Consider the following 19,468-nt stretch of genomic DNA (forward strand, 5'->3'; position numbering starts at 1 on the left):
CTACCGGTCGGTCCGGTCTAGCACGGCATGCGCGATCCCTCACGCTACGATGCATCGATTTTCCTGTCGCGCTCACTTGATGGCCTCGAAGAAGATCGACTCGTCCGGCCGGTTGTCGAGCCGGTCGATGTCGGGACAGACCCCCTCGCGATAGGCACGGGTGTAGGTTTCCGAACAGCCGGCGTTGCGGAATAGCGCGGCGAGCGAGGCGCGGGTAAAGCCCCAGTGATGCGCGAAGGCGGCCTCCTTGCGGCGATCGATCTCGAAAACGCCCTTGAGGAAAGCCTGCGGCGCCGCCGGATCGTAGAGCGCGACGATCCGCTCCATGTCGGGGACGACGATGCGACATACCCCGCCAGGCGCCAGCACCCGCGCGATCTCGCGCGCCAGCCGCTCGACCTCGTCGGGAAACAGGTGCTCGAAGACGTGCGCGCTGAACACCGCCGAGAGGCTGCGATCCGCGAACGGCAGCGGCTTGGTCAGGTTCATGTGGCGCAGTCCGGCAAACTTGCCTTGGCGATGCTCGGCATAGCGGGCATCGCTCAGCATGCCGGCGAGATGTAGCGCTTTCGCCGCGAACGGCACCCGCGCGATCCACAGGTGCATCGTGATGTCGGTATTGATCCAGCCGTCGATGCCGCAATTGAAGGCGCCGATATGCAGCTTTTCGAGCGAGCCGCCGCGCGCGTCGTCGGTCATGTCCGCTCCCGCGCCGAATTGGTCAGCACAACCGTGATCACCGACGCCGCGCTGGAGGCCACCATCGCCGCAACCGCGCCCATCACCTGCCAGGCCTCGGCTGCGAACGGCAGGACGCAGCACAGCGCGACGAGGCCGGCAATCCGGCTCAGCATGAACCGCTGCGGCTTGCCGGTCGCAAACAGCGGCAGAGCGAGGCCGAGCCACACCGCGTCGAGCGCCATCGCAGCGCCCATCAAGGCGAGGCTGCCGGTACCGATCTCATAGCTCTGTCCGTGGATGACAAGCGCCAGAATGCGCTGGCCGAGCAGCACGACCGCCGCCCCATAGGCCGCGGCGATCGATCCGAGCAACAGGGCATTTTCGCGCGCGGCAGCGGCGACCGCGCTGCGCCGGCCGGCGCGCAGTTCGGCCGCGATTTCCGGCAGGCGAACCGAGAACATCGTCGCGCAAAATTGGCTGAGCGGTGCGAACACCAACAGCAGGATTCGCAGCGACGCGCTCGCGTCCAGCCCGATCAGGAAGCCGCAGACCGGGATCAGCCCGATGCTGCCGATCCAGTAGGTGAGCGAGGTCGCGACGAACCAGCGCCCGTTCCGAAACAGCCGCCGCAGCGAGCCGCGGAAGATTCTGGCTTGCGGCCAGGCCAGCTCGCGGGTGTGGGCCAGCAGCAGGCTGCCGGCGAGCGCGGCCGAGATCGCGATACACGCCATCGCCGCGGCGGCGCCGGCGAGCTTGAGCGCGATCATCAGCCCTGCCGAGACGACCAGCGCCACGCAATAGGTCAGCGAGGACGCCAGCGCGCGCGGCAGTCGCCCGTCGAGATAGCAGATCCGGCGGAACATGCTCTGCAGCCGAACCGCCGGGATCGCGAGCCCGGTTGCGATCACGAGCCCGCCGGCGTCCCCGCCGACGGCTGCGATCACAAGCCCCGCACCCACCAGCAGCAGGCCGAGCGCACCCGAGACGAGCAGCGACGACAGATAGAGGCCGAGCCGCAGCTGCGGCCATAGCGACTTCGGAATCCGATGCGCGGTCGCCGGCAGCCCGTCGTCGAACAGGCCGCGCAGAAACACCGCCTCGATCAGGATCGAGAATGCCCAGGCGACGCTGAATCTGCCGAATGAATTGATGTCGAGCACGTTGGCGAGCACGATCGTCAGCACGAAGGCAGACCCGCTCAGCAGCGCCTGATCGATCAGGCCGAGCGCGACATTGCCCCCGGCATGCCGCAGCCGGCGGAGCAATCCGCTCATGGCACCGGCGACCCGGGTCTGAGCCGCCGCCCGGTCCAGCCTGTTGGTCAACGCACTCACGCCTCACTCACCCGCAATCTGTTGAATGTCCGCCGCGGCGCCATCTGCAGCCTGGCCTCCGGGCCGAAATAGCACCAGAACACCAGCACGCAGCCGAAATAATTGTGCAGCAGCTGGCTGGAGTCATTGGCCGACGCGATCACGACGAACAGCAGCATCGCGAATGGTGCCATGCAGTACATCCCTCTCCGCTCGAACGCGAAGACGATGCTGTTCCACAATGCGCGCGCCAGCAGCAGCATATAGAGCGCACCGCCGAGTAGGCCGAACTGGAGAAAGGCGTCAAGATAGGAATTCTCGAACGAGCCGAACTCGGTATTCCACGGCGCCATGCTCGTCAGCTCGTTCACCGGCGAATTCGGCAGTTCGTTGAAGAATCCCGAAAACCCGTAGCCGAGCCAGGGGTGCTGCCAGAAGAAGTGCGGCCAGACCGACCAGAGGAACGAGCGGCCGGTCAGGTTTCCGCTGCGGCCCACCAGCCCGTACAACTCGTCGCTCGGCAGGGCGAACACGACAAGCGCAACAAGAGCGAGGCCAAGCCAATAGATCGAGGCAGCCCCCCTATGCCCGAGCACCACGAGCACGAGCCCGAAGGTCACGGCAAGCGCCGTCAACATGCTGATCAGCGGACCTGCGGCGCCGGCCGCGGCGAGCGCAAAAAGATGACATCCCATCAGCAGCAGCGTCCAGCCGAACTGGCGGCGCGGTCCTGCCAGCATGCGCACGAAGCAGATCAGCACCATGAGACCGAAGAATGCGCCCGCGAGGTTCTTGTGACCGAACACGCCGGCATAGGCCTGGGTTCCGAGCACCGTCGGCCGATGCAGCGGGTCGTAATCCCATTGCGAGCCGATCACCGGAAACAGCAGGACGTGAACGATCAGCACCACGATCCCGATCCGGAACAGCGCATCGACGAGACGATCGACCGGGCAGCTGATCACGACCCACGCCGAGAACATCGTGGTCAACAGATACATCGCGAACTTGATCGACGAGCCGGCGGGGTCGGCGCTCAGCGCCAGTGATACCAGGGCGAAGGCGATGAACGTCAGATAGAGATGCGACTGCAGCATCAGCAGGCCGAAGCGCTTCCGATCGATTGCAATGTGCAGCACCAGGAGGATGTAGAGCAGCAGCCAGGCGCCGCGGAACAGCGTGGATTCCCCGGCCCTTTCCGCGAACGAGATGCCCTCGATGAAATTGAACAGGAAATAGATGCAGCCGAGCACCATCACCAGATAGGCGTGCAGAAAGACATCGGTTCGCAGCCACCATCTGCCGATCATTGCACGGCCTCCTGCCGGACCGGAGCCCTCAAGAGATGATCGACCGCGGCCGCAAAACGCGCCGCGGCGTCGGCAAGCGCATCGCGTCGCACGCTCTGCTGGGCCTGCCGCGACATCGCCTCCCAGTGCGCGGGATGTTCGAGCAAGCCGCGCGCCGCGTCGACCCAAACCTGTTCATCGAGCGCGCAAACATAGCCGTTGTCCTGGTCACGGACCAACTCGCCGCCTGCCCCGACATGGGGCGACACCAGGCACGGAACCCCGCACTGCAGGGCCTCGTTGCACACCAGGCCCCACGGTTCCAGCAGTGAAGGCAGCAGCAGCAGCCGCGACTGCAGAAAAACGTCCGATATCGCCTGCCACGGCAGGTAGCGGTCGTGGCTGACATCGATGCCGGCACCGCCGAGCCGCGCCAGCATGCGCCGTTCGGCGGCGCCGGACCCGACCACACGCACCTTCAGCCCGGGCACGATCCGGCCAAGCGCGATCGCGACGTTCTCGAAGAAGATCGCATTCTTGGCGCCGTCATTGAGGCGGGCGCACCACAGCAGATGAAATGGACGGTCGTCGAATGCCGGCACAACCGCCGGCGGATCCCATGCCGGCACCAACGGCACCACGAACAGGTCGTCGGCGCGAACACCCTCGCCGCGGAAATACGCCCTGCCCTTGTCGCTGCAACACACCACTGCGTCGCACTGGCGCAGCAGCCAGGGCCGCGCCAGACGGTGATAGGCGGTGTTGGGCATCGTCTCGCGCCAGCCGTCGATCGTCAGCGCGAGCGCCTTGCCGTTGGCGCGCGCCCATGCCGCGCCGGCCAGCATCGAGGGATAAAGACCGTTCACGAACAGCAGGTCGGGCGCGAGCGCATTCAAGGCGCGCCCGACCCCGATATTGACATGGGTGTGACGCGACCGCGACAGCGGGATCGATACACCCGGCACCGTGCGCGTGATGTAACGCGGCGTGAACGAGCCGGCCCAGGAGCGATCGGCCTCCTGTGGCGTGCAGGACAGCACGGCGAGATCCAGCCCGCGGCTGACCAGCTCGTTGTAGAGACGGTTGGTGTAAGGTGTGATCATGTTGTTGAAGACGACCACGCGCGGCGCCATGGCTTACCGGTCCCGCGGCAGCGCCTGCGCCTCGTCACGCCGGCAGAGCGCCCCGCAATGATAGGTCGCAAGCCTGGTCGCGAACGCCGGGCCGACCGACAACAGCGACTTCCGCACAATGCTTTTGGCGAGCCCCTTCACCCGCGACGAATGGAACGCATGAACCGGCAGGCTGTGATCATAGGTGCCGAAGCCGGTGACGCGGAGCCCGGCCGTCTCCAGCACCAGGCGGAACGTGTCGGGCGTGTAGAAATTGATATGGCCGATGTCGAGCGTCGATTGCAACGCCCGGCGATTGGTCCGCGCGTGCAGCTCGCACGGCACCTCGACATAGACAAAGGTCCGCGCGACCCGGGCGAGCTCGTGCAGGAATGCGCGCGGTTCGGGCACGTGCTCCAGGACGTGGCTGGCATAGACGAGGTCGAACGATCCGTCGGCGAACGGGATCGTCACGCCGTCATAGCTGGACCAGCGGAACGGAGCCGAAGCGGCGCCGTCGATCTCCAGATTGGTCGCGGGATCGATCACGTCGATGCCGGTGAAGTCGCGGCCGACGCCGATCGCCGACAGCCGCGCCAGCACGGCGCCGGTGCCGCAGCCGACCTCGAGCACATTGCCGACCTTCGCGGCGGCTGCGCCGAGCAAGCCGGCGATATGATCGGCCTTGTCGACCGCGCAGACGCGGCGCCAGTCGCGCTCCTGCGCCGAATAGACGCCCTCATAATGCGCGTTGTGCTGTCCGATGCAAAATTCCATCGTCATGGCCTAGCGCTCGCCTCCGGCGGCATTCGGGCAGGCTCGTCGAGGCGGTCGTTCGATTTGTGCTCCCAATTGCGCCGCTCCGCCGGCGAGCGGCGGTCGAGATCGTACCCGATGTCAGCCATGGTGCGGGTCAGGATATCGACGTTACGTTGCGGGACAGCTGCGAGGCCAGCGAGCAACTTGTCGCGGTGCGCCCAGCCCGGTCCCTTCAGGAGATCGATTGCCTCGGTGTACAGTCCGGTCTTCACGAGACGCGCGAACTCGGCAATCACGTCGGACGAAAGGTCAGGCGGCAGCGCGTCGAACATTGCGAGCGCCATCGCGCTGCGCTTGACCACGATCCAGCCCTCGTTGGGTCCGAGCCGGTACGACATCCGCAGCAGGTCGAAATTGGCGTCGCTCAAGCCCTGCCGTATATTGCGAAGCCAGAACAGCACGAGCCAGAGATAGGGATCGGCCGGCGCGCAGCCGAGCGATTTGCGGACAGCTTCGTCAAGCTCGCCCATCCGGGCGTCGACCTGCTCGCCGGATGCGAGCGCGTTCTCGGCGAGCCGCAGCCGGATCACCGCCGCGCTGCGATCGATGGGCGGCATGCAATCCTTCTCCGCCACGGCGCGCGACAGCAGCAGACCGAGGTCATCGAGCTCGGCGTCGCTGACCGGTTCGTTGCGAAGGATCAGGTCCTTTGCGCCGTCGAGTCGGGTCTGGTCGACAAAGTCCGGCAAGGTGGTCGTGCCCCAGGCGACGGACGAGCACGCGACCGCGGCCAGCAAGCCGCGCGCAAGCCAGGCGGCTGCGCGCCCGGGCAACCTGCCGTGCGTCTCACTCGGTGTAGCCATATCGCCCATAGTGCGAGTTGTAATAGTAGTTCTTGCCGCCATAGCCGCTATAGCGGCTCATCGCGGCGATATCGGCCTTGTTGAGCACGACGCCGAGCAGGTTCTCGTTGACCGCTCGCGCACTGCGCAGCGCACGCTCGACCACCTGCACCTGGGTCTTGCCCCATTCCACGATGAAGACGAAGGAATCGACGAAGTGGGCGGTGATGCGGACATCGACCACCGGCGTGAGCGGCGGGAAATCGACGATCACGTAGTCATAATGGCTGCGGGCCCCGTCGATGAAATCCCTCATCTGGTCGGAGGCCAGCACTTCGTGCGAATGGGCGATGCGCGATCGCGTGGCGCCAGGCAGGAAGGCGAGGCCGGTCTCGGGATCGCGCCAGAGCGTGTCCTGCAAGGTCGCATTGTTCGACAGCACGTCGAGGATGCCGCGCTCGGCAGTCGCGGCGACCTTGCGGCTGAGCGATGGATTGCGCAGATCGCAATCGATCAGGAGCACGCGGGCCCCGCTCTGGGCAACCAGTTGCGCAAACACGAAGGCCAGCGTCGACTTGCCCTCGTTGGGCAGCGCCGAGGTCAGCCCGAGGATCTTCGACGGCTTGGTGACGTTGAGGTCGGCATTGACCTTGATCGAGCGGATCGCTTCCGAGAACCGCGAGAACGGCGAATCGATCGCCGCCCACAGCACCGGCTCGTCGCCGCGCCGGATCGTGCGCGGGCCGATCGGCAGATTGGGACGACCGGCGACCGGCGCCTTGATCTGGCCCGGCGAGACGCGGGGAACGATGGCGACGCAGTCGGCCTCGAGGATCGTCTCGACCATTTCAGCGGTGCGGAACACCCGGTCATAGAGGTCGCGCAACACGCCGAGCCCGAGCCCGGCGATCAGGCCGCCGAGCGCCGAGAGCGCGAGCACGACCAAGGTCTGCGGATGGCTCTTGCTGAGCGGACGCGAGGCACGGGTGATAACCCGCGCCTCGCTGACCGGGAACGATTGCTGCTGCACGTTTTCCATGTAGCGCTGCAGGAAATTGTCGTAGAGCGAGCGATAGGTCTGCGCCGAGCTCTCGAGCTCGCGCAGCGTGACCTGCGCCTGGTTGGTCGACTGCGACTGCGATACCGAGTCGTTCACGGCGCGCTCGATCTCGTTCTGGCGCTGCTGGGCGATCGCATAGTCGCTCTTGTAGCTTTCGGCGAGCCGCTTCAGTTCATCGATGATCGACGACTGGATCTCGCGCATCTGGTTGCGCAGGTTGACGGCGGCCAAATGATTGTAGCCGTAGCGCGACGACCAGTCGGCCTCGCGGTTGGCAAGCTCGAGATATTGCGAGCGCAGCTTGGTGATGACCTGGTTGTTCAGGGTATCGGCCACCGTCGCATCGGGGACGCCTCCCTTCACCACCGCCTCGATGCGGTCGAGCTTGGCCTTGGCGTCGGTGACCTGCGACTTCACCTGGAGCAGCTGGGTGTTGAGCTCGCCGAGCTGCTGCTCGTTGAGCAGCTTGCCGCTGGAGGTGACGATGTTGTTGGTCTTCTTGTAGTCGAGCACCGCGCGCTCGGCGTTGGATGCCTGCGTGCGCAGCTCCTGGATGCGGTCCTGCAGCCAGACACTGGCGCGGCGCGTCGCCTGATATTTGGAATCGAGCTGATCGACGATATAGGCGTCGGCGACGGCGTTCGCGATCTGCGCCGCACGCTCGGGATCGAGCGAGCGGAAGCTGACCTCGATCACATAGGTCATGCCGCGGCGGCGGACGTCGAGCTGCTTCTGGAACGTGCGGACCGCGCGCCGGGTCCGGTCGAATTCGGTGGGCGGCGCCCCGCCGGCGAGCAGGCCGGACACGAAATCGAGCACGGCTCCTACCGCGCCGGCCCTGGAGCCGACGAATTCCGGATCCTCGTTGAGCTTGAGGTCGCGGATCACCGCGAGCGCCACATTCTCCGACTTCAGGATTTCGACCTGGCTCTCGACCGCGGCGGAATCGACGGGGGCCTCGCTCACCGGCGATTGCTGCTGGAAGGCCTGGAATTTGCGCGTGTCGATGATCATCGTGGCAAGCGCCGTATAGCTCGGCGCCGCCGTCGCCAGATAGCAGATGCCGCCGAACAGGCAGAGCGCGGCGGTCCCGAGGATGACCCAATATTGCCGGAGCAGATAGGTGACGAAGGCGTCAAAGGTTTCCGCCAGCGACGGCAATTCAGCCGGACGATTTCTCAGATCGACAGACGGCGAAATCTGGTTGCGCTGAAGCATCTCGTCCTATCGCCGCGCCGGCAGGATGGATCCTGCCCTCGCGCCCTCCAATGATCCTGGGAAGCGTCCCGCCGCCGACACCGAAGCGCGTTGCTGCAGAAAGTTCTCCATTGGCGATCGGACGTCCGCTCAGGGGGTAACTGTTGAAATGAGTGTGGTGCCGGTGCCCGTGGCGGTACCGGTCGTCGTGCTGCCCGAACTGCTGACCGACGAGGTGAAGCTGAAGATGCCGGTGTTCACGCTGTTGCCGTCGATGGCCTCGAGCGTTCCGCCGCCGGCGCCGCTGGCGCCCAGCGCGCTGGTCTGGCCGCCGGATGCACCGGCGCTGCCCGCGCCGCCGGCGCCGGTCGCCGCGGTGCCGCTGTCACCCGATGCAGCGGCAAACGCCATCACGGTGTCGAGATCCTTGGTGTCGGCAATCGCCTGCTGGATGCGCGTCGCGTAGGGCTGGTTGCTGCGCACCACGATGCGCGCGGCCTGGGCGAGGCCGGCAGCGATCGCCGTCTTCTGGTCCTTGCTTGCCTTGGCGAGCAGCGCGATCAGCGGATCGAGCGATGTCGGATCGTTGAGGGCGAAGTCGCGCGCCCGCGAGGTCAACTCCACGCCCGCGTTCGGATACTGGGTCAGCAACTGCTCGGGATTGGCCTTGAAATTGGTGACCGCCTGGGACGGCTGTATCAGCCCGCCAGGTGTCTCCGCCAGCGCCGCGCCACCGGGTGTCGCGAGCACCAGCATCACCAACATCGCAAGGCGCGGGGCGGAAAAGCCGCCGGATCGCTCAAATGTGAACACAGCTATCTCCCTAACGAATACTAACAGTTCGTTAGCATAGTCAGAGTTATCGCGCCAATTAAATAGCCGCGCCGGCCGCGGCCGGGCCGTGGCGCGCGAAATCAACGTTAACCGGCAGCCCGACCGTAACACTGGCGTCACGGTCGGAGCCGCCACCGCCGGCGCCCCGGCCGGAGCGGAAGGATTGCGACAGGCCTGCCCCGAGCAAGGCCGCGATAACAACGGCATAGCCGGTGATCTGGAGCGAGAAATCGATCATCGAATGGAGTGCGCCGGCGACCGACGCGCAGAGCGCCGCGAGCGGCACGATCACGTCGCGGCGACGGGTCCGCACGCCATGCGCGAGCACGACGAACGCCGCGAGCAGCGCGATCATGGCGGCGCCGGCCATTAACATTCCGCCGTCGGACGCCAGTTCGAGCCAGCTGTTGTGTGCCCGGTTCCAAGTCCCGCGCAGCGAGATGTCGTCGGTGCGATAGGCCGGGTAAACCCATTCGAAGGTCCCGAAACCATCGCCGAGCCACGGGTGATCCCAGATCATCCGCAACGTTGCGCGATAGGTCGAGAACCGTCCCTCATCGGACAGGCCCATCGTGCTGAAGCGCGCGCCGACACCGCCGCCGAGAAGCTGCAGCAGTGCCAGTGCGACCAGGCTGCCGACCCCGAGCGCCACGATCATGCCGCAGCGGCGCGGCACCCGGTTGCGAAAAAAGATCGCGACAGCCGCGACCGCGGCGAGCAGCGAGACCCCGACGCCGCCGCGCGAGCCGGTCAGAAACATCGCCAGCAGGCAAGCGAGCCAGCCGAACGCATGGCCGGCGAGCCGGCGCCGCGCCGGCATATCGAGGCGCGCGAGCAGCCGTGACAGGCCGGCACGGCGCGGCGGCCAATGCCGCTCGATCAGCTCGCAGCCGAACAACAGCCAGATCAGCGCACAGCAACCGTAATAGATGCCGGCAGTGTTGCGATTGACGAAGGGAGATGTCAGCCACGCCAGCTGCGCCTGCTTCTCGTGCAGCAGGTAGATCTGGGTGGGATCGATCGTGAAAGTGATGATGCCGCAGATCGCATAAACCAGCCCCGCTGCGGCCACCGCCCGCAACAACCCGCGCGCCAGTCCGCGGTTGGCACCGAGCACGACGCCGATGGCGAAGCTGAGCAGGCAAACGATTCCGACGCCGATCGAATAGAACGGCTGACCGCGCGCGATCGACACGGCCGGCGGCAGCTCGGCAGGCAGCAATCTGCCGGCCTGCGCCCACAACGCGTTCGGCGCCGCACCCGACCAGGGCCGGACGACCGACTGCTCGTGCAGCACCAGCATGGCAAGCGCCGTCAACAACGCCGTCACGGCGAGGATCATGAGCTGACTGCCGCGCAGGCGCATCGGCAACACCCCGAGCAGTGCAATCCCGAGCAGGATCGACCAGATCGCGGGCGCAACCGTACCGACCGAGCCGAGCGGCAGCGGCGCCAAAGCGACGACGGCGCAGAACAGCCACGATGACCAGCGCACCGGCCACGGCAACGCCGTCGCCTCGCTTGAGCCGGAAGCTAATCGCAAACGTGTCATGAAGCCGGCCGTGCCGGCTCACGCCCCAATATCAGGGCGCAAGCTTGATCGAATTACGAAGTAAGGTTGCGTTGTAGGCGGCCACGATCGGATCGTTCGCCGTTGCGGTCACGAGGCGGATCTGCTGCATCACCTTGGCGTCCTCGACGGATGCCGCGTTCGACGCATAGAGCACGTCCTTGTTGCGCAACTGGAAACGCGTGGCCAGGAAATAGCCGGCCGGATCGCGGAAATTGATGTTGTAGACGACCGGGATGATCGGCCCTGAATATTTGCTGACGTCGACACCAAGCTTGGCGGCCACTTCCGGCAGTTCGCCGCGATAGACGAACACCGAGGCCGGATCGGCCGAGGAGTCGTTCAGGCCGCCCGCCTTGGCAACGGCTTCGGCGAGCGAGATGCGCCAGGCCTCGAAATTGAACTGGCCCTGCGCGCCCGACGCGCCGAAGGCGACGAAGGTTTGCGGCTCGCGGTAGACATAAATGGTGTCGCCGGGATGGGCGTAGATATTGCTCTTGGGCTCGTAGACCAGCTGGCCGAACGGCACCGTAGTACGTTTGCCGTCGCGCTCGAGCATGACCCATGTGTCAAAACCCTGCCCTTTCGGGCCGCCGGCGCGCGTGATCGCGTCAAGCACGTGCTCACCCGCGGCATTGGCGGGGAAGCGGTTCGGCGAATTGACCTCGCCGAGCACGGAGATCAGCGAGGTGCGCTGCTCGATCAGGGCGACCACGGCCTGCGGCTCGATCGCGCGATTCTTCAACGCATCGACGATCGAGCGCTGCACTTCGGTCGGTGTGCGGTTCTTGGCGCGGATCGCGCCGGCATAGGGCACCGAGATATTGCCGTCGGTATCGACGTTCTGGTTCGGCAGCGTGATGTAGTTGCCGGGACGCACGCCGGCCTCGACCGGAATGAACAGGCCGCCGGCGGCGGCCTCGAAGATCGTGACGCTGACGACGTCGCCGATGCCGAAGCGGATGTCCTTCGGCGGCGGGCCCTGGATGCCACCGGCGAGTTGCGGCGCGAACGACGCCAGCACGTTCTCGATCTGCGGTGTGATCTTGACCATCGCATAGGGCAGGCTTTCAGGATCGCGCTGCCCGGCCACGACATCGGAGCTCGTCGGACCGTTGGTCGGCATGTAATGGCAACCGCTGACCCAACAGGCGGCCGCAAGCAATAACATCACCCGAATGAAAATCGCACGCGACATCTAAATACTCCGGCCGTGCCGTAACACGCCGACCATCACAATCACAAGTTTCCGCGATATATTGCGATGCAATTGATAAATAATGTTAGCGAGGTGAGGCAATTCGGCGACACCGGCGCACCGCCGTGAGACAAAGCCCCGCGCGCCGTCACTCCGGCTTTGCTTTCGTCCGATCTCCCCGTTATCTGTGAATGAGATGGTTTGAGTTAACCGATTGAGGGTTCGATGGCCCGCAGGAAGCTACCCGCGATCGCGTTGGGAATGGTCGCCTTGCCGCTGATAGGCGCCCTCGGCGGCTCCGGGGTTTTCGCCGCAGAACTAAGCGTTTCCCCGGCCCCGCGCGCCGTGCAACGGGTCAGCGGCAATTGTCAGCGGCTGCAATATTGTCGTGGCGACGTCTGCCAGTGGAAACGGGTTTGCTGGCACGGCTGTCCCGATCGCTACTCCTGCGCGCCGCTCTACGGCGCCTATGGACCGTTTGGCGGCCGCGATTATTGGGCTGCCTATAGTTACGGCGATCTGCGCCCGTTCTGAATGTTAATCGACTAACAAAACCACAGGCCATCGAGCTCGGCCGGCACCGCGCCGGCCCGCTGGCGACGCGCGGGTTAACCCCGGCTTAGGCCCGGCCCGATACCATGCGGGCGCAGGGTTTGGTTATGTTATTTGTTTTCCTTGGCAATTTGATCGGCGGCACCGTTCTCGGTCTGCGCCAGCACTGTCTGGTGCTGGCGCCGGTGGCGCTCGCGGAACTCGCGCTGTTGGCCGCCATCGGAGTCGGGCGCCTGTCGTGGTCGGAAACCGCGCTGCTCATGATCGCTGCGATCGTAGCGCTGCAAATCGGATATCTGGCAGGCGCCTTCGCGCCGCTGTTCTGGTCTCGCACCTCGACGCCACGTCTCGCCCTGCGCCGTTCGCAATAGCAGGGCATGACACTGCCCGCTTTGGCGTGGCCGATTTCCGTTGACCTCGCGGCAAGCCCGGGGCATCCCGCTGCCTTGCGTCTCATCCTCTGCAGGACCTCCCCCTCTCGTGTGGAACGTCACGGCCTTCATCTGCATCTTGATCGGGGCGTCGATTCCGCTCGGTCTCATCGACGCATCGCTCGCGACGGGTCTCGTCGGCGCGGCGACGTCGCTAGGGCTGCTCGCAAGCCTGCTGGCGATCCGTCCGGGTGAGCTGTCGTTCCTGAAGTCGGTCGCCGGTCCCGCTGTTGCGGCGGCGCTTCTGCCGGTGCTCTGGATCGTCCTGCAGATGTTTCCGCTGGCGGCCCTGGCGCATCCGGTGTGGAAGTTCGCCGGCGAAACGCTGGGAGCACAGCTCAGCGGCAGCATCACGATCGACACCGGCGCAAGCTTCGGCGCGCTGCTGATCTGGCTGTCACTCATGTCAGCCATGATCACCGCCGCCGCTGTCGCGATCGACGCCCGCCGCGCCGATATGGTGGCCCGCACCGTTGCAGCAACCGCGGCCGTCGCGGCCCTGATCCTGCTGCTATCAAGCGATCCGGTCAAAGTCTGGTCTGGCGCTGCACGCGATGAGACGGCAAACGGATTCCTTGTCGTCGTTCTCGTTGGCGTTCCGCTCGGCCTTGCGCGCGCGCTCGACGTCGGCGGACACGCCGATGGCCGCACCGCCGCCCAATTGAGACGGCTGCGCTGGCTGCTCGCTGCCGGCGCGCTGCTCTGCGCCGCCAGCGCCTGCTGGGTTGGGCGGCGCGGCGCCGCGATCGCGATCGCCGCGGGCATCGCCCTCGTCCTGATGACCTTCGCCGCGCGGAAACTTCATCTGCACCGCAGGAGCAGCGCTGCTGCGGCGACAGCGATCGCGCTGATCGCCCTGGCGACGGCGATCGGCAATCGTCATCCCGACATTCCGCTTGCGGTCGCCTTTGTTCATGCACCGTCCGAGTTCGTGCAATCGACCCACAATCTGCTCGCCGACCTGCCCGCGCTCGGCAGCGGCGCCGGCACCACGGCAACGCTGGCGTCGACCTATATGGACTGGCAGGGCGCCACCACGCGGCCCGTGGTTGCGACCAGCGCCGCGGCCTTGATCGCGCAATTCGGTTCCGCCATGTTCTGGACTTTAGTCGCGGCTATCATCGTCGGCATCGCAGCGTTCACGGCCGGTGCGCGCAATCGCGGCCGCGACTGGTCCTACCCTGCATCGGCGGCAGCCGTCCTGCTGACGCTGCTGCTTGCTGGCTTCACCTTGCCGGAATTGCCGGCGCTGCCCGGAGTGATCGTGTTGGGAGCCGTGATCGGAACAGGACTGGCACAGCGGATCAGCCGTTCACGGTCGCAGGCGGGCTAGACGCCAGATGCGCAGCTTCCTCCAGCGTCTTGTCGGCCAGACCGGCGATCTCGAACATGAGGGCGACGAGACCTGCATCTACGCCGTCGGCGATATCCACGGTCACGCCGACCTGCTGCACGAGATCTGCGCCCGCATCGATGCCGACATCCGTCGGTTCCGGCCGGCGCGACCGATCCAGGTGTTCCTCGGCGACTATATCGATCGCGGACCGGATTCGCGCGATGTCATCGCCATGCTCGAACAACGCCGCCGCACCCGCAGCATAGTCTGCCTGCTCGGCAATCACGAGGCCTGCCTGCTGGAATTTCTCGTCAATCCCGACATGCTCGCGCAATGGCGGCAGTTTGGCGGCTTGCAAACGCTGATGTCCTACGGCCTGACGCCCTCGCCCAATCCCGACGCTTCCGAACGGAGGGCGCTCGCCCGGCAATTGATCCGCCAGATGCCGCCGGCCCATCTCGCCTTCCTGCGCTCGCTGCCGCTCTGTTATGTGCACAAACGCTATTTCTTCGTCCATGCCGGCGTCAGGCCCGGCGTCGCGCTCAACCAGCAGCGCAAGGAGGATCTGCTCTGGATCCGCGACGACTTCCTGATCTCGGAAGATGACTTCGGCAAGGTCGTGGTCCACGGCCATACGCCGGTGCATGAGGCCGAGCTGCTGCGCAACCGCATCAATGTCGACACCGGTGCCTATGCGACCGGCCGCCTGACCTGCGTCAAGCTCGAGGGAGCCCGGCGAACCCTGCTGATGACCGGCAACCGGGCCGCGCGCCATGGCTAATGCGATGGCTAACACGATGGCTGACGCGATCGGCCGGAATGCGAGGCGTCTCTCGCCGGCCTTCGTGCCGGCCGCCGCTGCGATCGGCGCGGCGACGCTCGCCTTGTCGACCTGGTGGCTTGCCGCCGATGCATTGCGCGCCAAACCGGCGATCGCCGCAGAGGTCGGCATGGTCAGAGGCGAGCTGTGGCTGCGCGACGGCTGGAGCCAATTGCAGACGTCACCGGAGGCGGCCGAAGCCGCGTTCACGCGGGCGCTTCGCCTCTCGCCGATGGACGCCGGCGCCTGGTTCGGCCTCGCCTCGGCAACCGGACGGTTCGACTGGCTGAACCCGACCGCGTCGAAGGCGCTCAAGATGTCCTACTATACCGGCTTCAACCGCAGCGATCTGATCGCGCCGCGCCTGATCCTCCTGGCGCAAGTCGACACCACGCGCGATGTCGAATTGGTCGACCTGCTGCAGCGGCAGATCCGCCTGATCCTCACGCGGGCGCCGGAACTGAAGGGCGCGATCGGGCAGGCCTATCGCGTGGCTGGCGACGCCAACCGGCGCATCATCGAGGCGGAGTTCAAGGACGCCAACCAGAGCATTCCGCAGTAACGCGCGCCTGGCGCCCAGATGCCCAGCCGTCAGATACCCTTGTGACGCAACACCGCGCCGACCGTGCGCAGCAGGATGCGCAGGTCGAGCACGAAGCTCCAGCTCTTGATGTAGATGAGGTCATGCGCCACCCGCAGCTGCATGTCCTCGATCGCCGGCGTCGCGCCGCGCAGCCCTTGCACCTGCGCGAGACCGGTGATGCCGGGCTTGACGTGCTGGCGCTCTGCATAGCTCGCGATCAGCTTCGAATATTTGTCGTCATGCGCCAGCGCGTGCGGCCGCGGCCCGACCAGCGACATGTCGCCGCGCAATACGTTCACCAGCTGCGGCAGTTCGTCGATGCTGCGGCGGCGCAGGGTCGCGCCGATCCCGGTCAGCCGCGGATCGTTCGGGCGGGCCTGCGTGATGATATCGCCATCCTCGAGCACGTGCATCGAGCGGAATTTGAGAATGGTGAATTGCTTGCCGTCGAAGCCGTTGCGGCGCTGCCGGAACAGGACCGGCCCCCTGGAGTCGAGCTTGATCGCAATCGCCGTTCCGATCAGCAGCGGCGCGAACAGCACCAGGAGGCCGCTGGACGCCACGATGTCGAACAGTCGCTTGCCGGCGCGCTCGAGCGAAGTAAGCGGCGAGCGCTGCATTTCCAGCGTCGGGATCGGGCCGGTCGCCACCATCCGCAGCGCCAGGAACCGCTCCGCGGTCCGGTCCGGCAGCAGCCGCACCGGCAGCGGCGATGCCCGCAGCTGATCGCACACGAACTGGATGCGCGGCTCCTGCTGCCAGGGCATGGCCAGGATGATCTCGTCGGCGCCGCACTCGCGGGCTGCAAGAATGGCCGACGCGACGGCGGCGCGGTCGCCGGCGTCGTCGGACGATCCGGAGAGCTGGACCCGTCGCACCTCGCTGAGGCCGAAATCGCGCAGCAGGCTCGCTTGCCGCACCCGGGACAATTCGTCCGCCATCCCGACCACGACCGCGCGGCGCGTGGCCAGCATGCCGCGGTCGATCGCGCGTTGCAGCGGCGCCTGCAGCAGCATCCGTCCGCCGACCAGCCCGAGGCCGCCGATCAGGCCAAATGACAGCACCGACCCGCGCGAGACGCCGGAACCCACCTTCAAAAGGAAGATGATCAGGGTCATCAGCAGAACGACCAGCAGCCATCCGCCGAGCAGGCTGCTCCAGCGCCGGTCGAGACCGGCCAGCACCTGCGCATTGTAAAGGCCCTGCGACTTCGCCACGAACATGTGAAGGATGGCGGCGAGGACCCCGATCCCTAGAAAACCCTCGAAGCTGTTGCTATAAACCGTGTGGTAGTAAAAGAGGTGATAGGCCGCGCCGCCGACGATGCTGGACAGCACGACGATTATCATCTCGAACGCGACGGCAAACGCCTCGAGGGAGGCGAAAGCGAACGAGAAGGCGCCGAAGTTAACCGGTACCTTCGCCAATCGAGCGTCCGAAAGGTCGGCCATCGGGAATTAACATTCGTGTTAACAATTCATATGTGTATTATCAGGCGGGTCGTGAGCTCGCAAGAGCTGCTGCGGATATCGGATAGAGAGCGCGCATGAGTTCATCGGCTGGCGAAACCGAGGCCGCGCTGGTGGCCCTCCTCCATCTCATCCGCCTGATGGGCGCCGAGCTCGTCGCGGGCCAGCACCGCGACGACGTCGAGGTGCTGGTCAAGGCGATCGAGACAAAGCTGCGCGCGGCCCGCTTCCCGGCCGACATGCCGAATCAGGACATCGTCAGGGGCCTGGACCTTGCGCAGGCCAGACTGCGTCCGATCTTCGAAGAGCTGCGCGCAAGGTCGGAGAAGGCACATCTGAGCGACCAGCTGCTGCTGGCTCCCAGGCCTTCACGCATCCACTAACGGATAGCTTACGTCAGCTTTGGGCTTCACCACGGCGGGGCAAGCCGCTCCCGCCGCCGGACCTGAGCGCAAGCTTTTCCTCGATCTTCATTTTCTCGAGCAGCAAGTCGGTCACGATCCGGCGCAGCCGTTCATTTTCCAGCCGTAATTCATCAATACGGTTATGGACAGGGGGGATCCCATCTCTATCATCGGTGCGAGCGGCGAATTCGGTAACAGTACCATTCGCCTGGTGGCCGCGTGCGGCCTCCTGCTTGCGCCAGCGATGAAACGTCATCACGCTAACGCCCAGCACCTTGCACGCTTGGGCCTGGGACTGCCCCCGCGCCATGAGTTCCTCGGCCTGTTTGACCTTGGAACTGATCTCCTCAGTAGAATGACGCCTCATTGGTCATCTCATTGCCCCCTAGATTAGCAATCATCGCATGGCCTATAAGCTATGTAAATGCAACAGGAAATTCAAATTGAGGGTTTCCCGGGGGCCTTTCGGGAGCCTCGAACTTGCCGGTCGGCAGCAACACATAGTGCGAAGAAACGCCGAAGCTGCAAGGTATTGAGCGGAATATACGGGGAATATTCCTCCGCTGAAAGGGCCCGATAAAAAAAGTTATACGACTTTCTGTGTATGAGAGTTTGATCGGGATAACTGGCGCACTGTTTGCATTCTCAAACGGGAAGCAAATGAGAATATTCAATCGGTCTCTCGACAGATTGTGAGTGCGCCATGCCTCGCCGCGATAATCGCCCCACCGGTCAAGCGCAACTTTCACAAATTTCTAACAAATTAATCCCGCGAGTTTCGCGTCCGGCCGCTTGCGGGCGTACACGCCCAGCAGTAGTTACTAGGATGTTAGGTGTCACGAGGGTTTCAACATATTTGAGGATTATTTTCACGAAACCTAACGCTCATATCTCGATCCACGAATTATCAATTAAGCGCTTTCCCACCCGAGGCCATCAGGCGGAACCACGTCCGCCCGATAATCCGCGAACCATTCTGTGCTGACGCTTGTCAGAGCCAGCCTCTGATCAACATTTTTGCGAGGATCGACACCATGGCGCGTCTCAAGGTCTTCGAGGGGAACCAACCCGCGTCAAGCGAGGCGGCCGACATCCTGGAACGCCTCGTCGCGGAGAATTGCGAGCTCCGGCATACCGCGGTCGAACTGGTCTTGCAGAATTGGATCCTGCGCGAGCGTCTGTCCGATGTCGGGGCACGCAAGTCCGTGCCGCTGGAGCACTGACCGCCCCCACCCTCACGACCGCGATTATCCGCAGCAACGTCCGCCAGCTCGCCTAAACGAGCATCGGGCCAGCGCATCATTCAATTTAGAATTGAAATGTCCGCAACTGCAGGCGCGCGAGCATGCTCGCCGGATTGGCGAGGATGTGGCCGCATATTCTGCCGATGAGAAAGAGGCTGACGGACTTCAGCTGTGAACCCGGCGCAGCGCGACGCGCGGGGTGTTCTGCTCTCGAGACATGCCGAACGAACGCGACGAGCCCGGGCGTTCCTGGATTTCACGTAACTCAGCGATATCAAGCATCAGCGCAACGACTTCGTTGCGCAGCGATTGATTGGTCGCGAGCAACGCCTCTTCGATCGGCTGATGCAAATGTTGAACTTTGTGCTGCTTCATGGCGCGCCCTCGCTCTGCGGTTAAGGGTATGAGCGATGTGATTGAAGTTTCGATGACAGGGTTATTCCGCGCACATGGAAGGCGGTTAATGGGGCAGGTTTGCGACCAACATGGCTCCGAGTTAAATTTTCTCAATCAGGTTCCACAACCTGATCGCGAAGCGCCCGATCGGCGGCCTTTGATGTGTCGTACAGATGAGTTGGCAGCGGCAGCTATGAGGCGCGCGGCTGGACAACGCGGCTCAATGTGGGTCGGAAGCTCTACCAAGCGCATGATATTGCTTGGTGATCATTGATGGCTGCCAAGTCGTTCAACCGAACGTGCATTGTCCGGCTATCACAATGTCGCCGTGTTACAGCGATCGCGCTTCAAGGGACGCGCTCAGGTGCACACAAGATA

20 protein-coding genes are annotated in these 19,468 nt (G+C 64.8%); 7 read left to right on the forward strand and 13 right to left on the reverse strand.

Features of this window, described 5'->3' with window-relative positions; translation table 11 throughout:
- Positions 1-72 precede the first annotated feature (72 nt).
- From Q2M23_RS04230 to Q2M23_RS04275, 10 genes are all read right to left on the reverse strand, one after another.
- Positions 73-699 (reverse strand): class I SAM-dependent methyltransferase, encoded by a 627-nt coding sequence (locus Q2M23_RS04230; protein WP_316394460.1) that lies wholly within the window; start codon positions 697-699, stop codon positions 73-75.
- Positions 696-2,015, reverse strand: a complete 1,320-nt coding sequence (locus Q2M23_RS04235; RefSeq protein ID WP_076833229.1) for a polysaccharide transporter — start codon at positions 2,013-2,015, stop codon at positions 696-698. The genes Q2M23_RS04230 and Q2M23_RS04235 overlap by 4 nt, the downstream gene beginning before the upstream one ends.
- Positions 2,012-3,304 carry an O-antigen ligase family protein gene (locus tag Q2M23_RS04240; protein WP_057020217.1) on the reverse strand — a complete coding sequence of 431 codons (1,293 nt, stop codon included), beginning with the start codon at positions 3,302-3,304 and terminating at the stop codon, positions 2,012-2,014. The genes Q2M23_RS04235 and Q2M23_RS04240 overlap by 4 nt, the downstream gene beginning before the upstream one ends.
- A complete protein-coding gene (locus Q2M23_RS04245) occupies positions 3,301-4,416 on the reverse strand; it encodes a glycosyltransferase family 4 protein (protein WP_316394465.1) in 1,116 nt (371 codons plus the stop codon). Before Q2M23_RS04245 ends, Q2M23_RS04240 begins: the two co-directional genes overlap by 4 nt.
- A 3-nt stretch (positions 4,417-4,419) precedes the next feature.
- The gene (locus Q2M23_RS04250; RefSeq protein WP_141340799.1) at positions 4,420-5,178 is read right to left on the reverse strand and encodes a class I SAM-dependent methyltransferase; all 759 of its coding nucleotides are present in this window, start codon (positions 5,176-5,178) and stop codon (positions 4,420-4,422) included.
- Positions 5,175-6,017, reverse strand: coding sequence for a hypothetical protein (locus Q2M23_RS04255; protein ID WP_316394468.1), 843 nt, complete (start codon positions 6,015-6,017; stop codon positions 5,175-5,177). The genes Q2M23_RS04250 and Q2M23_RS04255 overlap by 4 nt, the downstream gene beginning before the upstream one ends.
- Entirely contained in the window at positions 6,001-8,274 is a 2,274-nt protein-coding gene (locus Q2M23_RS04260; RefSeq protein ID WP_316394470.1) for a polysaccharide biosynthesis tyrosine autokinase, read from the reverse strand. The genes Q2M23_RS04255 and Q2M23_RS04260 overlap by 17 nt, the downstream gene beginning before the upstream one ends.
- A 129-nt stretch (positions 8,275-8,403) precedes the next feature.
- Positions 8,404-9,066 (reverse strand): hypothetical protein, encoded by a 663-nt coding sequence (locus Q2M23_RS04265; protein ID WP_253640270.1) that lies wholly within the window; start codon positions 9,064-9,066, stop codon positions 8,404-8,406.
- Positions 9,067-9,124: 58 nt separating this feature from the next.
- Complete coding sequence (locus Q2M23_RS04270; protein WP_316394475.1) at positions 9,125-10,639, reverse strand: O-antigen ligase family protein; 1,515 nt, start codon at positions 10,637-10,639, stop codon at positions 9,125-9,127.
- A 31-nt stretch (positions 10,640-10,670) separates the two neighbouring features.
- Positions 10,671-11,855 carry a polysaccharide biosynthesis/export family protein gene (locus Q2M23_RS04275; RefSeq protein ID WP_194295410.1) on the reverse strand — a complete coding sequence of 395 codons (1,185 nt, stop codon included), beginning with the start codon at positions 11,853-11,855 and terminating at the stop codon, positions 10,671-10,673.
- A 225-nt stretch (positions 11,856-12,080) separates the two neighbouring features.
- Here Q2M23_RS04275 and Q2M23_RS04280 point away from each other — a divergent pair, with 225 nt between their 5' ends.
- The 5 genes from Q2M23_RS04280 (at position 12,081) to Q2M23_RS04300 (ending at position 15,556) form a co-directional block, all read left to right on the forward strand.
- Positions 12,081-12,389 (forward strand): hypothetical protein, encoded by a 309-nt coding sequence (locus Q2M23_RS04280; RefSeq protein WP_316394479.1) that lies wholly within the window; start codon positions 12,081-12,083, stop codon positions 12,387-12,389.
- A 104-nt stretch (positions 12,390-12,493) separates the two neighbouring features.
- Entirely contained in the window at positions 12,494-12,778 is a 285-nt protein-coding gene (locus Q2M23_RS04285) for a hypothetical protein (protein ID WP_316394481.1), read from the forward strand.
- Positions 12,779-12,887: 109 nt separating this feature from the next.
- A complete protein-coding gene (locus tag Q2M23_RS04290; protein WP_316394483.1) occupies positions 12,888-14,171 on the forward strand; it encodes a hypothetical protein in 1,284 nt (427 codons plus the stop codon).
- Positions 14,172-14,178: 7 nt separating this feature from the next.
- Positions 14,179-14,955: a metallophosphoesterase family protein gene (locus Q2M23_RS04295; RefSeq protein WP_316394485.1), complete on the forward strand. Its 777-nt coding sequence runs from the start codon at positions 14,179-14,181 to the stop codon at positions 14,953-14,955.
- 16 nt (positions 14,956-14,971) lie between these two features.
- On the forward strand, positions 14,972-15,556 hold the full coding sequence (locus Q2M23_RS04300) for a hypothetical protein (RefSeq protein ID WP_310880756.1): 585 nt from the start codon (positions 14,972-14,974) through the stop codon (positions 15,554-15,556).
- Positions 15,557-15,585: 29 nt separating this feature from the next.
- Here the strand turns inward: Q2M23_RS04300 and Q2M23_RS04305 are convergent, their stop codons facing one another.
- Complete coding sequence (locus Q2M23_RS04305; protein ID WP_229193131.1) at positions 15,586-17,004, reverse strand: undecaprenyl-phosphate glucose phosphotransferase; 1,419 nt, start codon at positions 17,002-17,004, stop codon at positions 15,586-15,588.
- 119 nt (positions 17,005-17,123) lie between these two features.
- Here Q2M23_RS04305 and Q2M23_RS04310 point away from each other — a divergent pair, with 119 nt between their 5' ends.
- A complete protein-coding gene (locus Q2M23_RS04310) occupies positions 17,124-17,429 on the forward strand; it encodes a hypothetical protein (protein WP_016841787.1) in 306 nt (101 codons plus the stop codon).
- A gap of 13 nt (positions 17,430-17,442) precedes the next feature.
- Here Q2M23_RS04310 and Q2M23_RS04315 read toward each other — a convergent pair whose 3' ends face one another.
- Positions 17,443-17,817 carry a helix-turn-helix domain-containing protein gene (locus Q2M23_RS04315; protein ID WP_018270679.1) on the reverse strand — a complete coding sequence of 125 codons (375 nt, stop codon included), beginning with the start codon at positions 17,815-17,817 and terminating at the stop codon, positions 17,443-17,445.
- Between the two features lie 667 nt (positions 17,818-18,484).
- Between Q2M23_RS04315 and Q2M23_RS04320 the strand changes: the two genes are divergently transcribed.
- Entirely contained in the window at positions 18,485-18,673 is a 189-nt protein-coding gene (locus Q2M23_RS04320; RefSeq protein WP_028331611.1) for a hypothetical protein, read from the forward strand.
- A gap of 186 nt (positions 18,674-18,859) precedes the next feature.
- Here the strand turns inward: Q2M23_RS04320 and Q2M23_RS04325 are convergent, their stop codons facing one another.
- On the reverse strand, positions 18,860-19,069 hold the full coding sequence (locus Q2M23_RS04325; RefSeq protein ID WP_016841790.1) for a hypothetical protein: 210 nt from the start codon (positions 19,067-19,069) through the stop codon (positions 18,860-18,862).
- Positions 19,070-19,468: the final 399 nt, after the last annotated feature.

The sequence above is a fragment of the Bradyrhizobium sp. 33ap4 genome, assembly GCF_032654765.1.
In the GTDB taxonomy this organism is placed as follows: domain Bacteria; phylum Pseudomonadota; class Alphaproteobacteria; order Rhizobiales; family Xanthobacteraceae; genus Bradyrhizobium; species Bradyrhizobium australafricanum.